Origin of the sequence: Bacteroides sp. ET336 (assembly GCF_024733815.1) — a bacterium.
Taxonomy (GTDB): Bacteria; Bacteroidota; Bacteroidia; order Bacteroidales; family Bacteroidaceae; genus Phocaeicola; species Phocaeicola cellulolyticus.
This window is the reverse complement of the sequence record NZ_JANRHK010000023.1, coordinates 18,556-33,608: the sequence shown is the minus strand read 5'-3', so window position 1 is coordinate 33,608 and position 15,053 is coordinate 18,556. Positions and strand designations below refer to the sequence as shown.

Here is a 15,053-nt window from a genome sequence, read left to right as displayed (position 1 = left end):
TTGTATTTTAAAACGGAGCTTTAGGGCAACTGCTGCTCCACCATTTTATTATTAAAGAGATTATAAAGAAAAATATTATTGACAGAAGCATATTGGATACTCCGAAGCAAAGCAAGTCTGTTTCCTGTATAGGTAGAGCTTCTTCTAAATTTGTCTCAGGACTTATAGTTACCAATTTCCCTGCATAATAGTCTTTCAGAACCCATTGCCAACCGACAAAAAAGTTGACAACAGCATTGAAAAATAAAAATATTCCCCATCCCCACCAATTGTTTAATTTCGGATGATTAATTATGTAATAAAATATCACAGCCACCACAAGACTGATAGATACCATAGACAAACCAATGCCAAAATACATGTTCCCTGTTTGATGTGGAGATGATATACCCCACAAATAGTCTGCTAACGGTAGCCCGTAAAAATCCTCGAAAAACCAGCAATAAATGCTGCCCCAAAAGTGTCCCATTTTAATTACGTTTTAATGAAAATTTAAAATTTGTATTTATAGTTTCTTCTTTGTATGCGTCTGCCACACCTTCTATCAGTGATAATATTCCTGTAGTTTTATTCATATTCTTTTTAATATCACATCCGGAGGTGTCATTTGTTTCAATTACCCATTGAGGTATTCCAGATGTCTTGAATCTGATATTCTCTTCCCTAACTCTCGTTTCTTCTTCTATCAAGACTTTTATGTAATGGGAATACAGGCTTTCTGCCGTTATTTTACGAACCTCACATACTTTTACATCAGGTGAGTAGGCTTGATAGTTATTTATATTTTCTATATCTGTATTGATACTTAACGTAGGCCGAAAATCAGCCTTTATCAATATTTCATATTTCCCATTTATGGCATTGAGTACTTTGCTTTGTCCTTTATTTGAAACTTCAAAAGGTACAGCTATATATGGGGAAAAAGCTATTTCATTCATGAATTCATACTTTATTTCTGAGGATGAAACTTTATTTTCAAAAAATGAAAGGTTATTATTCGTTCCTATGAGCCATATATAATATGGTCTCTTTTCATTAATAATTCTTTCAGGGTTTCCCATCCCTCTTGAATAATAATACATACCATTGAATTTTGATTGCATTTTCAAGATTTTCACAGACAGATTAGGTAAGTTCTTTCTTTTATTATATATACAATTTGATATTTCTTCCTTTTTGATATTAAGAAAGTTCATAGCATTTTGTGGAAGATCTAAAATACAATCTGAAATAAAAACAGAAACAGTAGTGTCCGAAACACTCTTAATTATTTTTTCTAGCATTTCCCCAATATCAGAATTAGACCTATTTCCACCTGCTCTCCTGAATGATTGTGGATTAAGATCCTTTACAAAACCTGATAACTCGTTATTATATGGTATGATATTGGAATTAATGAAAAACAGTTTCGTTGTATCAGCATATCTATTCAGATTATTGACATAGCTATATACTGCATCCTTGAATTCACTTCCATCACACATATACCCATCCATGCTACCTGAATTTTCAATGAACACATTCAATTTAGGTTTTTGAATTAATTTTATAGGATAGACTGGCAATGAATCAATCACAAGTTGTTCTTTGCAACTTGTAAATAGAATGCAAACAATTATCGTTATAATGACATGGAGTGGGGGAACAGTGCATTTGATATTTCTCCCCAAAATTTTGCTATACAAAACAGTTAAGATATGCAGCATGGGCGGTTAATTTATTTTATGTCAGCCGGCTCCGTTACTGCCATAGTTTGTATTTAAGGTTTGTTTGTTTCTATACATAAAAAACGTGGAGCCAGTCCTGTCGCTCGTTCCACAATGTAAAGGCTCTCGCATTGCCCTGTTCGTCGAAACGAGCAACGTCGAAAGCCCCACGTCGATGTCTGTATATATAATACACCATTACCCGTACCTATGTTGTTTTATTTCAGGTACAGTTCTGGTTACATATAAACATCCCACGGGGCGTTCACGTTGCTTTGTTTTTGACGAACAGTCTGAATTTGCGAGATTCTTACATTGTCAAAACCAAAGCGTCCAGTAAACGCCTGTATGTATAGTTCCCACCCAATCCGCATCTTAACAGATACCGACATGAGGGAAACGGAACAAAGTTAATAATTTTATATTAAAAATCGTGATTTTATATTCTTTTTTTATTTATAGAAAGGAAAAAGATTGTGAAACAGTTCATATTTATTTAAATATCGGCAAAAAAATAGCGTAACACGTTCGTGTCACGCGTGAAACACGACCGTGTTACGCGCGTAGCACCTTCGTGTTCCGCTCGTTACACGAACGTGTAACGGTAACTTTGTAAGGTCAAAATTTCTTATTTTCTGAACCAGCGGTCTATAATGACAGCCAGCGCACCGTCGCCTGTTACATTGCATGCTGTGCCGAAGCTGTCCATTGCAATATAAAGTGCTATCATCAGTGCTTGGGCGTTATCATCGAATCCAAGCATTGATGACAGTATTCCCAATGATGCCATAATAGCTCCGCCTGGTACACCCGGAGCTGCAACCATGGTTATTCCCAACATGAATATGAATCCCGACATCATCTTGAAGTCGTAAGGTATGTCTTGCATCATCATCAGAGCAAGGGCACATGCCACAATCTTCATCGTACTTCCCGACAGATGTATCGTGGCACACAGAGGTATCACAAATCCTGCGGTATCTTCGTTCACTCCGTTCTTTACTGTCTGTTTCAGCGTTACCGGTATGGTGGCGGCAGATGACTGCGTACCCAGTGCTGTGAAATAGGCCGGCATCATGTTTGCAAGCACCTTGAAAGGGTTTTTGCCTGCTATCAGTCCTGCTATCACATATTGGAAAACCAACAGAAGTATATGAAGGATGAAGATTATTCCGATAATCTTGATGAACACACTCAACACGTGGAACACCTGTCCCGAGTGTGTCATATTGAAGAATATGCCGAAGATGTATATCGGCAACAGCGGAAGGATAACCTTCTGGATGGTCTTTACGATAATATCCTTGAAATCGACGAAAGCATTTTTCAGATAGCTCGTATTGAGGTTAGCCATTCCCAGTCCAAGAGTGAAAGCCATGACGAGCGCCGTCATCACATTCAGTGGTTCGGGAATGTCGATGGTGAAGAACGGTACCACCCCGTTTGCCTCACTGATTTCCGAAAGCGGAATATCCCTTGTTATGAGCATCGGGAAGAAAGTCTCACCCACGGCGTATGAAGTAAACCCGGAGAAAAGTGTAGCTCCGTAAGCCAGCAGTGCAGTTACGGCAAGCATCTTTCCTGCTCCCTTGCCGATATCAGCAATGGCGGGAGCCACAAGTCCCACTATTATAAGAGGAATGATGAATGCCAGAAATTCGCTGAACAGTCCGTTGAATGTAACGAAAAATCTTACAGGCAGGGCAGGTGATATGATTCCAGCTCCGATACCTAACACTATGGCTATTATAATCTGAGTAAGTAGTCCGGGTCTTTTCAGTTTCATGTTGTTGTAGTTTTAAGTTTAGAACATGGCTTTGCTTTTTCCGCTTATGCTTTCTATATCCAGTCTGATAATCTCTGTGCGGTGGAAAGATTTGTTGGCGTATTCCATACCCATAATCTTATGGTCGGGACAATACTTGCTTATGAACAGTGAAAGTGCCGACATACGTTCCGCTTCGTGCAGACTGTGATGTGCGGTACATTTCATCACTACACTCTCATAGCCGGTGGTAAACTTGTCAGGGTGAATTTTGGTTTTTCCAACCACGCAGAATGACACGTTAGGGTTCGCATCAATACATTTCAGCTTTCTGCCTACCGGGGCACAGTGGATGTATATCGAGTTTCCCCTGTCCCAAACGTAGCTCAACGGTATTCCGTAAGCACCGTCTGCGTCTTCGCTCACCATTGACAAAATGCCATATTCACCTTCTTTTATTATCTCCATTGCACGCTTTTCGTCAAGTAATCTGTCCTGACGGCGGACTTCTTTATTGCTAAATTCCATAGTTAGTGTATATTACTTTGTTGTTTCATTCACAAATATAAAGTTTTTTTTCTTACCTTTGCAAGCATCTAAAAATAAGAATATGAAATCAGATATAGAAATCGCACGCAGTATTGAGTTAACCAAAATCAAACAGGTTGCCGCAAATTTCGGAATGCCATTGGAATATGTCACACACTACGGACGCTACATGGCTAAAGTTTCGGAAGAAATAATAGATGAAGAGAAAGTAAAAAACAGTAACCTTATTCTGGTTACAGCCATTACTCCTACAAAGGCAGGTATCGGTAAGACTACAGTGTCAATAGGTCTGGCATTGGGACTTAACAAGATAGGCAAGAAAGCTATCTGTGCATTGCGCGAGCCTTCACTCGGCCCATGTTTCGGTATGAAGGGTGGTGCAGCCGGAGGTGGTTATGCACAGGTTCTTCCTATGGAGAAAATCAATCTTCATTTCACTGGCGACTTCCACGCCATCACTTCTGCACATAACATGATTGCAGCACTTCTTGACAACTACATGTATCAGAACCAGGACAACGGTTTTGCCATGAAGGAAGTGTTGTGGAACAGAGTGCTCGACGTAAACGACCGTGGATTGAGATATATCGTTACAGGTCTTGGCGGCAAGACAAACGGTATCACACGCGAATCAAGTTTTGATATCACTCCTGCATCGGAAATCATGGCTATTCTCTGTCTTGCAAAGGATGAGGCTGACCTTCGCCGCAGAATAGAGAATATTCTCCTTGGCTTTACTATCGATAACAAGCCTTTCACAGTGAAAGATCTTGGAGTGGCAGGTGCCATAACAGTGTTGCTGAAGGATGCTCTTTCTCCAAACCTTGTACAGACTACAGAGGCTACTCCTGCATTCGTTCACGGAGGTCCGTTCGCCAATATAGCACACGGATGTAACTCTGTTCTTGCTACCAAGCTTGCAATGACTTTCGGTGACTATGTAATTACAGAAGCCGGATTCGGTGCCGACCTGGGTGCAGAAAAATTCTATGACATCAAGTGCCGCAAGGCAGGTCTGCAGCCTAAGCTTACAGTGATTGTTGCAACTGCTCAGGGATTGAAGATGCATGGTGGAGTTGAAATTGACAAGATTAAGGAACCTAACCTTGAAGGATTGCGCGAGGGAGTGAAGAACCTTGACAAGCATATTGAGAACCTTCAGTCGTTCGGACAGACTGTAGTTGTGGCATTCAACCGTTATGCAAACGACACTGAGGAAGAAATCAACTTCGTTCGTCAGCACTGCGAAGAAATGGGAGTAGGATTTGCCGTTAACAATGCATTTGCCGAAGGTGGTGCAGGTGCTGTTGAGCTTGCAAACCTTGTAGTTGATACTATAGAGAACAAGCCGTCTGCTCCTCTCTCATTTGCATACGATGAAGAAGACTCAGTAGAGGTTAAAGTCACTAAAGTGGCATGCGAACTTTACGGCGCTAAACAGGTATTGTTCGGGCCTGCCGCTAGAAAGAAACTGAAGATGATAGAAGAACTCGGATTCAGTCACTTCCCTATATGTATAGCCAAGACACAGTATTCGTTCTCTACAGATCCGAAACTGTATGGAGTGGCATCAGGATTCAACTTCGCAGTGCGCGATATAGTAATCAATGCCGGAGCTGAGATGTTGGTAATCGTTGCAGGTGAAATGATGCGTATGCCGGGATTGCCTAAGGAACCACAGGCACTTCACATTGATATCGTTAACGGTGAAATAGAGGGCTTGTCTTGATTTTGAAGTTAAAGGAATAAAAGAATTTATAGAAAGTTAAGTAGTCTGCCATGGATGTTATGTCCGTGGCAGATTTTTTTTTGTCTTTTAAAAAATAAAGTATCGTATCTTGTTATACTTAAAATAAAATGATAATTTTAAGACACTAATTAATATTATGTTATAGAATGAAAAGACTATGCACTACCGCCATTGCAGTAGCCTTATCTGCATTGTGCTTCGGACAGGCGAGTATAACCATAGAGGAGTGTTACAGCAAAGCCAGGGAGAATTATCCTCTAATCAGAAAGCTTGGTCTGGTGGAGAAGACTAAGGAATATAATATTGATAATCTCAACAAGGGGTATCTTCCTCAGCTGATGTTCTCATCTAAAGCCACATATCAGTCCGACGTTACAAAGATACCTATCGACCTTGAAGCTATGGGTTTTAAGGGAGTGGAGATTCCTCATCTCAGCCAGGATCAGTACGGTATATCGCTCGACCTCAATCAGACTATTTGGGATGGTGGGGCAATCAAATCATCTAAAGAAGCGGTGAAATCATCTTCCGAAGTGGAAAAGAGTAATATTGAGGTCAGCCTCTATGCCGTTAATGAAAGGATTAACCAGATATATTTCGGAATTCTGCTTGCCGATGCCCAGATAGAACAGAACAGACTTCTGAAAAAAATACTTGCAGACAACTATTCTCAGGTGGAGTCGTACACAAAGAACGGAATTGCCAACCAGTCAGATCTGGATGCCATAAAGGTAGATATGATTAAGGCCGAGCAGAACGAAATAGACTTTGTAACGGCAAGGAACACATATATAACAATTCTAGCCAAACTGACAGGAATGGAGATAGATGGCGACACCAGATTAGTGAAACCTTTGCCGGAACGTCCAACGCAGAGCGATGCTTTCGGACGACCGGAGATGAGCCTGTTCGATGCGCAGGTGATGAAGTACAGAAGCGATTATAACCGTATCAATTCAGGGCTTTATCCCCGCCTGAGTGTTTTCGCCACAGGAGGATATGGCAAACCGGGACTTGATATGTTCGAAAATAAGTTTGCTCCATACTACATAGCCGGAATAAAGCTGAACTGGAATATCGGCAACTTCTATTCTCTGAAAAGTCAGAGAAAGCTGATACGCAACAATATAGATATGGTGGAAAACCAGCGTGAACTCTTTCTCTTCAATACTGATATTGACAAGACGCAGAAAGAGCTTGCAATAGACAAATACATGGATCAGATAAAGTACGATGACGAGATTATCCGCCTGAAGACTTCAATCAGAAAAGCATCGGAGGCAAAGATAGCCAACGGCACCATATCCGGTACAGATCTTATGCGTGACATCAATTCGGAGCATGCTGCCATACAGACAAAGATTCTGCATGAGATACAGCTTATGCTTGCCATCTATGATTTCAAATATGTGATGAACGACTTTTAAATACTGTTTAAACACCATTTAAAAGCCTTTTAAAACACTTTGCAAAAACTTTTCAATACATAAAAAAACAGGGAAATATGAGAAACATTCTTTCTATTATATCAGTAATGGCTCTCCTGACAGCATGTTCGGGAAGCGACAGTAAGTACGATGCTTCGGGAGTATTCGAAGTGACAGAAGTAATGGTATCGGCAAGAGTGGCCGGTGAGATTATGGAACTTGATATAGACGAAGGTACGGAAGTTACTGCAGGTAAGCCTGTGGGATATATTGATACCGTACAGCTTTACCTTCAGAGGCTTCAGCTTGAGGCCAATGTAAAGGCGACAGAAAGCCGTATATGTGATGTGGAGAGACAGACAGCAGCCATACGTCAGCAGATTGCTACACAGAAAAAGGAACAGACCCGATTCGGAAATCTAGTAAACGCCAATGCCGGAAACCGTAAGCAGTTGGATGATATCACTGCTGCCATCAATCTTTTGGAGAAACAGTTGGATGCACAGACCGAAACATTGAGAAACGGTAATGCCAATGCCAAAGCTCAGGCAGAAGCCTTGAAGGCTCAGATAGCACTTACGAACGATATGATAAGTAAAAGTACTATCGCATCACCGGTTGACGGAACAGTTATGGCCAAGTATGTAGAAAAAGGAGAACTTGCCGTACAGGGACGCACTCTGTTCAAGGTGGCAAATATCAACGATATGTATCTGAAAGCCTATATCACATCCGGACAGATTACCGGTCTGAAGATTGGTCAGGAAGTAAAGGTTTTTGCCGACAGCGGTGACTCCGACAGAAAGGAATACCGCGGAGTAATTTCATGGATTTCAGACAAGGCAGAGTTTACTCCGAAGACCATCCAGACACGGGATGAACGTGCAAACCTGGTATATGCCGTCAAGATTAAGGTACAGAACGACGGATATATCAAGCGCGGAATGTATGGGGAGGTGAGTTTTTAATTATTAATTCTTAATTCAAAAAATGTCCTCAGTATCAGTATCTCAATTATCAAAATCATATAGTTCAATCAAGGCGCTCGACAATGTCAGCTTTGATGTTCCGAAAGGCGAACTCTTCGGTATCATAGGTCCGGACGGAGCGGGGAAGACTACACTCTTCCGTCTCCTCACCACACTGATATTGCCGGACAGTGGCAGTGCCGTGATTGAAGGTCTTGATGTGGTGAAGGACTATGCCGCAGTACGTAATATAATAGGGTATATGCCCGGCAAATTCTCATTGTATCAGGACTTGACCGTAGAGGAAAACCTGAATTTCTTTGCTACGGTATTCAATACTACTGTAAAGGAAAATTACCATCTGATAGAAGATATCTACAAGCATATCGAACCCTTCAGGACACGTCGGGCAGGAAAACTGTCGGGAGGTATGAAGCAGAAACTGGCACTTAGCTGTGCCCTTATCCATAAACCGAAAGTCCTCTTCCTTGACGAGCCTACAACAGGAGTAGACCCCGTATCAAGAAAGGAATTCTGGGAAATGCTTCTGAAACTGAAGAGCCAGGGTATAACCATTATAGTCTCAACGCCGTATATGGACGAAGCCAGACTTTGTGACAGAATAGCGCTGATGCAGAACGGAAAATTCCTTCGTATAGACTCTCCGGAGAATATCATAGCATCCTATCCGCAAAAACTATGGTCAGTCACAGCAGACAATATGCACGGACTGCTGAACGACCTGCGTTCCTGCCCGTATGTGAAATCATCATTCTCATTCGGAGCAAGCTATCATGTCACTATGGTTGAAAGTGCGACAGCCGCTATACTCAACGAATATCTGATTAATAAGGGATACGGAAATATTGATATTACAGAGATTAAGCCTACAGTGGAAGACTGTTTCATGTTGATGTTAAAGGAGGAAGGGCAATGAAAGAAGAATACGTTATACAGGCCGAGAACCTTACCAAGATGTTTGGCGATTTTACGGCAGTCGATCATATTACATTCAACGTAAGGAAAGGAGAAATCTTCGGTTTCCTTGGTGCCAACGGGGCGGGCAAGACTACAGCTATGCGAATGCTTTGCGGACTGAGCCGTCCTACGGAGGGTAAGGGAACAGTGGCAGGTTTCGACATAGATAGCGAACCTGAAAAGGTAAAGCGCAATATCGGCTATATGAGCCAGAAATTCTCATTGTATGAAGATCTGAAAGTATGGGAGAACCTGCGTCTGTACGGAGGTATTTACGGTATGAAGGATAAGGAAATAGCCGAAAAGACTGATGCAGTTCTCCGCAGTATAGATATGGAATCAGAGCGCGACACCATAGTGTGCGACCTTCCTTTGGGCTGGAAACAGAAACTTGCATTTGCCGTATCCACTTTCCATAATCCCAAGATAGTATTTCTTGATGAGCCAACTGGTGGGGTAGATCCTATCACGCGCCGCCGTTTCTGGGAACAGATATACGGTGCGGCGTCAAGCGGTATCACGGTGTTTGTCACCACTCACTATATGGATGAGGCCGAATACTGCGACCGCGTCTCCATTATGGTAGATGGCAGGATAAAGGCACTGGACAGCCCTATGGCTCTGCGTAACAAATTTGGTGTGTCGGACATGGACGAAGTATTCCGCATGTTGGCACGCGAAGCTACACGAAAAGGAGATTGACAGTTATGAAACAGTTTATTACATTTGTCCGAAAGGAATTCCTTCACATATTCCGCGATTCCAGAACAATGCTTATCCTCCTGGGTATGCCCATGGTACAGATGCTTCTGTTTGGTTTTGCCATTACCACCGAAGTGAGAAACACCAAGGTTGCTGTGTTCGATCCTTCGCAAAGCATGGAGACCAGAGCCATAAATGAACGTTTCGATGCCAGTGAATATTTCACCATTGCCGAGGAAATCCGGGATGTATCACGCATAAACGATGTATTCAAGTATGGCGAGATTGGCCTTGTCATGGTGTTCAGCGATGATTTCGAAAATGAACTCCATAAGGGAGGCGATGCCGCCGTGCAGCTTATTACCGACGGTACGGAACCTAATCAGGCGTCAATGATAACAGGCTATGCATCCAATATCCTTGCACAGAGCATGCAGGAACTGTCCGAAGGTAGCAGTGTCCCATGCCGTATAATACCCGAAATAAGGATGCTTTACAATCCTCAGGCAGAGAGTGCATACAACTTCGTTCCCGGAGTAATGGGAATGATACTCATGCTTATCTGTGCCATGATGACCTCAATAGCCATTGTGCGCGAAAAGGAGAACGGCACAATGGAGATTCTCCTTGTCTCACCTATGAAACCGATATATATCATTCTTTCGAAGGTAACACCATATTTCACGCTGTCACTGGTAAACCTTATAACCATACTCCTCCTTTCGGTCTATGTGCTCGGAGTACCGATTGCCGGCAGTCTGTCTCTGCTGTTTTTCGTATCGGTGATATTCATTTTCCTTGCATTGTCGCTCGGACTGCTTATCTCCAATGTAGTGAATACCCAGGTGGCAGCCATGCTCGTATCAGGAATGGGACTTATGATGCCCGTCATGCTCCTTTCCGGTCTGATATTTCCTGTAGAAAGCATGCCCATTCCGCTACAGTGCCTTTCTGCCATAGTTCCCGCAAGATGGTATGTCGATGCCATCAGAAAGATAATGATTCAGGGAGCAGAGATACAGTTCGTACTAAAGGAGATAGGAATACTGCTTTTTTTCACAGTGGCCCTAGTGGCACTTAGTCTGAAAACATTCAAGAACCGTTTAAACTGAAATGTCTATGCTGAAGTATTTGTTGGAAAAAGAATTCAAGCAGATAATGAGGAACAAGTTCATTCCCAAGATGATAATAGCCATGCCTCTTTTCATGATGCTTATCATGCCCTGGGCTGCAAATCAGGAAGTGACGAATATCCGTCTTACTGTGGTTGACAACGACCGCAGCGTGACATCAGACGAACTGGTGCGTAAGGTGGTTTCATCAGGATATTTTATCTTCCAGTCGGTGTCCGACGGTAGTGAGGAAGCCCTAAGAGACGTTGATGCCGGAAAGGCAGATATAATACTCGACATTCCGGACGGATTCGAGAAAGATCTACAGACAGAGAGAGTAGCCGGTGTGATGATTTCGTCAAACTCCGTAAACGGGACCAAGGGAATTCTGGGCAGCAGCTATCTTTCTACGATAGTCAATGATTTCGCTACATCTATGTCCGAGGAAATGATGATGTCTCAACCGGCTGTAATAAGTTCAGTGGGAAAGTCATTCAGGATTATGCCCCAATACAAGTTCAATCCGCATCTTGACTATAAAGTATTTATGGTTCCTGCCATAATGGTGATGCTTCTCACCATGATAACCGGATTTCTCCCTGCATTCAATATTGTGGGCGAGAAGGAAGCAGGCACAATAGAGCAGATAAACGTGACTCCTGCAAGCCGTATGCAGTTCATACTTGCCAAGCTGATACCTTACTGGTGTATAGGTCTTATAGTCTTTACACTCTGTATGTTGCTGGCTGTGTTTGTATATTCACTGATACCTGTTGGCAGCCTTCTGACGATATATCTATTCGCTGTGGTATATATCGTTGCCGTATCAGGTATGGGACTTGTAGTATCCAATTATTCTGATACCATGCAGCAGGCCATGTTCGTGATGTTCTTCTTCATAATGATATTCCTGCTTATGAGCGGACTTCTCACTCCCGTAGCCAGTATGCCGGACTGGGCACAGTATATAACCATATTCAATCCGTTGAAATATTTTATCAGCGTCATGCGTATGGTATATCTCAAAGGCAGCGGTTTTGCCGAACTCGTTCCGTATTTCCTGTCCCTATGCGGTTTTGCCGTGGTGTTCAATGCTTGGGCGATATTGGGGTATAGGAAGAGGATTTGAGTATTATTTGTTAGTTTTTAGAGAAGATTTGAAGTAAAATAATTATACAATTAAACAAAAAATGGCGAGAGTACAATCCCGCCATTTTTTATTATTAATTATTCATTATTAATTCATTCAAACGACCCATACCGTGTCGGTAACAGCTTGCGGTCGCCCAGTGTATTGTCTATTCTTGCCACATTTATCCAGAACTTGTTCTGTCTTACGCTTTCCAGCGGATATACAGCTTTTGCGCGTGTGTAAGGATGATCCCATTCACCTTCCACCACTTCATATTCCGGATGAGGCGCATTCTTCAGAACATTGTCTTCTGCAGAAGCGGTTCCGTTCTTCACTTCCTCAATCTCATTCCAGATACTCAGCATTGTATCTACAAAGTTGTCAAGCTCTGCAAGGCTTTCACTCTCGGTTGGTTCAATCATAAGAGTGCCGTGAACAGGGAATGAAAGGGTAGGAGCATGATAACCGTAATCCATCAGACGCTTTGATATATCGTTTTCGTCGATACCGCTTTCCTCATGCAGTCTTCTGCAGTCAAGTATCATTTCGTGTCCCACAAATCCGTTTGTACCTCTATATACTATTCCGTAAGTGTCGTTCAGGCATGCAGCCAGATAGTTGGCATTGAGGATAGCAGCCTTAGTCGCGTTCTCCAGACCTTCAGCACCCATCATGCAGATATATGCGTATGTGATAGGCAGGATTCCGGCACTGCCGTAAGGAGCAGCCGAAACCTCGTTCAGAGCATTGCCGGTTGAAGCATGTCCCGGCAGGAAAGGAACCAGATGCGATTTCACGCATACAGGACCAACACCCGGACCGCCACCACCGTGAGGGCTGGCAAATGTCTTGTGCAGATTCAGATGACATACGTCCGCACCGATAGTACCAGGGTTGGTAAGTCCCACCTGAGCATTCATGTTCGCACCGTCCATATAGACCTGTGCACCGCAGTTATGTATGATATTGCAGATTTCCACTATATCGGTCTCAAAGATTCCGTGAGTGGAAGGATAAGTAATCATCAGTGCTGCCAGACGATCCTTGTTTTCTTCGGCTTTGTGTTTCAGGTCTTCCACATCCACATTGCCATGTTCGTCGCACGCACAAGTCACAGTGGTAAATCCGGCCTGAATAGCCGATGCAGGATTTGTTCCGTGAGCCGATGCAGGAATAAGAATAATATCCCTGTCACCCTGACCGATGCTGTTCAGATAAGCCGCAATGACGCGCAGACCTGTATATTCGCCTGCTGCACCTGAGTTAGGTTGGAGAGTTACCCCGTCCATACCAGTGATAATAGCCAACTGTTCCGACAGATTTGTTATCAGCTCCATATAACCTTCAGCCTGGTCAGCAGGAGCCAGAGGATGCATGTTCATCCACCCCGCATTGCTGAGAGGGAGCATTTCGGAAGCCGCATTCAGCTTCATTGTACAAGAACCCAGTGAAATCATGGAATGAGCCAGAGAAATATCCTTACGTTCCAGACGCTTGATATATCTCATCATTTCAGTCTCAGTGTGATACTTGCAGAACACCTCGTGAGTGAGATATCCGCTCTGACGTTTTATATCCTTCTTGATAACCGATCCTTCAGGAATTTCAGCAGTTTCTGTGAAAGGTTTTTCTGCGGCAATGGTAAAAATGCTTAACAGGAGATTAGCTTCTGCTACAGATGTAGTCTCGTTTACGCTCAGTCCCACATCACCATTGTCAAAATATCTCAGATTGACACCTTTGCCGACAGATATAGTCTTTATTTCGTCAGTCTTTACATGATCAGGCATCTGCAGTCTCAGAGTGTCGAAATAAACGGCATTCTTCTGCACATAACCAAGTTTTGAAAGCTGTTTAGCAAGCCAAACCGTAGTGCTGTGAATACCCGAAGCAATATTCTTAATGCCTTCTTGGCCATGATATACGGCGTAGAATCCTGCCATTGTAGCCAGCAAAGCTTGGGCTGTACAAATGTTAGATGTAGCCTTTTCGCGTTTGATATGCTGTTCGCGTGTCTGCAATGCCATACGATAGCACAGATGTCCATACTTGTCTTTCGACAGACCTATGATACGTCCCGGCATATTTCTTTTATATTCGTCCCTTGTGGCAAAATAAGCAGCCGACGGACCTCCGTAGAACATAGGAATACCCAGCCTTTGAGTACTTCCGAACACGATGTCGGCACCCCATTCACCCGGTGGAACGAGCAGAGCCAGCGACATGATGTCCGCATCCACAGCCACCTTGCATTCAGCCTGATGAGCCTTTTCTGTGAACTCCCTGTAGTCTTCCGCGCTACCGCTGTTGTTAGGATATTGCACGATGCAGCCGAACACATCCGGAGTAAATTCGAAATCCTTGTATGAGCCGGTCTTCACGTTCATGCCCTGAGGAATGGCCCTTGTCATGATAACGGCAAGGTTTTGCGGGAAAATCTCCTCATCCACAAACAGGGTACAAGCCCCTTCCTTCTGCTGCTTGCGGCTTCTAAGCGCGAACATCATAGTGGCAGCCTCGGCAGCGGCAGTAGCCTCGTCAAGCAAAGAGCAATTGGCAAGCGGCATAGCCGTAAGGTCGCACACTGCAGTCTGGAAGTTGATAAGAGCCTCAAGTCGTCCCTGAGAAATTTCAGCCTGATAAGGAGTGTATGAAGTGTACCACACAGGATTTTCGAATACATTTCTCTGTATCACGGCAGGAGTGGCAGTGTCATACCATCCCTGACCGATATACGATTTGAATCTTGTGTTTTTCGCTGCCATGCGGTTTATATGGTCGGCAAACTCATATTCGCTCATGGCAGGTTTAAGTGGCAGTCTCTCTTTAAGTCTTATTTCAGACGGGATGGTCTTTTCTATGAGTTCATCCACAGACTTTACTCCGATTTTATTGAGCATAACAGGAATGTCCTGTTCCGAAATACCGATATGGCGGTCGGCAAATGAGAAACTTTTCATGGTT

11 protein-coding genes and 1 pseudogene are annotated in these 15,053 nt (G+C 43.2%); 6 read left to right on the top strand and 6 right to left on the bottom strand.

What is annotated here, in order from left to right; translation table 11 throughout:
• Positions 1–7: 7 nt before the first annotated feature.
• The 5 genes from NW213_RS15130 to NW213_RS15110 form a co-directional block, all read right to left on the bottom strand.
• Complete coding sequence (locus NW213_RS15130; RefSeq protein ID WP_258323298.1) at positions 8–469, bottom strand: hypothetical protein; 462 nt, start codon at positions 467–469, stop codon at positions 8–10.
• A 1-nt stretch (position 470) separates the two neighbouring features.
• A complete protein-coding gene (locus NW213_RS15125; RefSeq protein WP_258323297.1) occupies positions 471–1,577 on the bottom strand; it encodes a hypothetical protein in 1,107 nt (368 codons plus the stop codon).
• A 199-nt stretch (positions 1,578–1,776) separates the two neighbouring features.
• Complete coding sequence (locus tag NW213_RS15120; RefSeq protein WP_258323296.1) at positions 1,777–1,905, bottom strand: hypothetical protein; 129 nt, start codon at positions 1,903–1,905, stop codon at positions 1,777–1,779.
• A gap of 429 nt (positions 1,906–2,334) precedes the next feature.
• On the bottom strand, positions 2,335–3,492 hold the full coding sequence (locus NW213_RS15115; RefSeq protein WP_258323295.1) for a dicarboxylate/amino acid:cation symporter: 1,158 nt from the start codon (positions 3,490–3,492) through the stop codon (positions 2,335–2,337).
• A gap of 18 nt (positions 3,493–3,510) precedes the next feature.
• Positions 3,511–3,999: a pyridoxamine 5'-phosphate oxidase family protein gene (locus NW213_RS15110; protein ID WP_154042528.1), complete on the bottom strand. Its 489-nt coding sequence runs from the start codon at positions 3,997–3,999 to the stop codon at positions 3,511–3,513.
• An 82-nt stretch (positions 4,000–4,081) separates the two neighbouring features.
• Here NW213_RS15110 and NW213_RS15105 point away from each other — a divergent pair, with 82 nt between their 5' ends.
• The 6 genes and pseudogenes from NW213_RS15105 to NW213_RS15075 all read left to right on the top strand — a co-directional run bounded on the left by NW213_RS15105 (position 4,082) and on the right by NW213_RS15075 (position 12,086).
• Positions 4,082–5,749, top strand: a complete 1,668-nt coding sequence (locus NW213_RS15105) for a formate--tetrahydrofolate ligase (protein WP_154042529.1) — start codon at positions 4,082–4,084, stop codon at positions 5,747–5,749.
• 167 nt (positions 5,750–5,916) lie between these two features.
• On the top strand, positions 5,917–7,197 hold the full coding sequence (locus tag NW213_RS15100; protein ID WP_258323294.1) for a TolC family protein: 1,281 nt from the start codon (positions 5,917–5,919) through the stop codon (positions 7,195–7,197).
• Positions 7,198–7,274: 77 nt separating this feature from the next.
• Positions 7,275–8,165 carry an HlyD family secretion protein gene (locus NW213_RS15095; protein ID WP_258323293.1) on the top strand — a complete coding sequence of 297 codons (891 nt, stop codon included), beginning with the start codon at positions 7,275–7,277 and terminating at the stop codon, positions 8,163–8,165.
• Between the two features lie 22 nt (positions 8,166–8,187).
• A pseudogene (locus tag NW213_RS17040) lies at positions 8,188–9,845 on the top strand (ATP-binding cassette domain-containing protein).
• Positions 9,846–9,850: 5 nt separating this feature from the next.
• A complete protein-coding gene (locus tag NW213_RS15080) occupies positions 9,851–10,957 on the top strand; it encodes an ABC transporter permease (RefSeq protein ID WP_258323291.1) in 1,107 nt (368 codons plus the stop codon).
• Between the two features lie 7 nt (positions 10,958–10,964).
• Positions 10,965–12,086, top strand: coding sequence for an ABC transporter permease (locus tag NW213_RS15075; RefSeq protein ID WP_258323290.1), 1,122 nt, complete (start codon positions 10,965–10,967; stop codon positions 12,084–12,086).
• Between the two features lie 113 nt (positions 12,087–12,199).
• Here NW213_RS15075 and gcvP read toward each other — a convergent pair whose 3' ends face one another.
• Complete coding sequence (gene gcvP / locus NW213_RS15070) at positions 12,200–15,049, bottom strand: aminomethyl-transferring glycine dehydrogenase (RefSeq protein ID WP_258323289.1); 2,850 nt, start codon at positions 15,047–15,049, stop codon at positions 12,200–12,202.
• Positions 15,050–15,053: the final 4 nt, after the last annotated feature.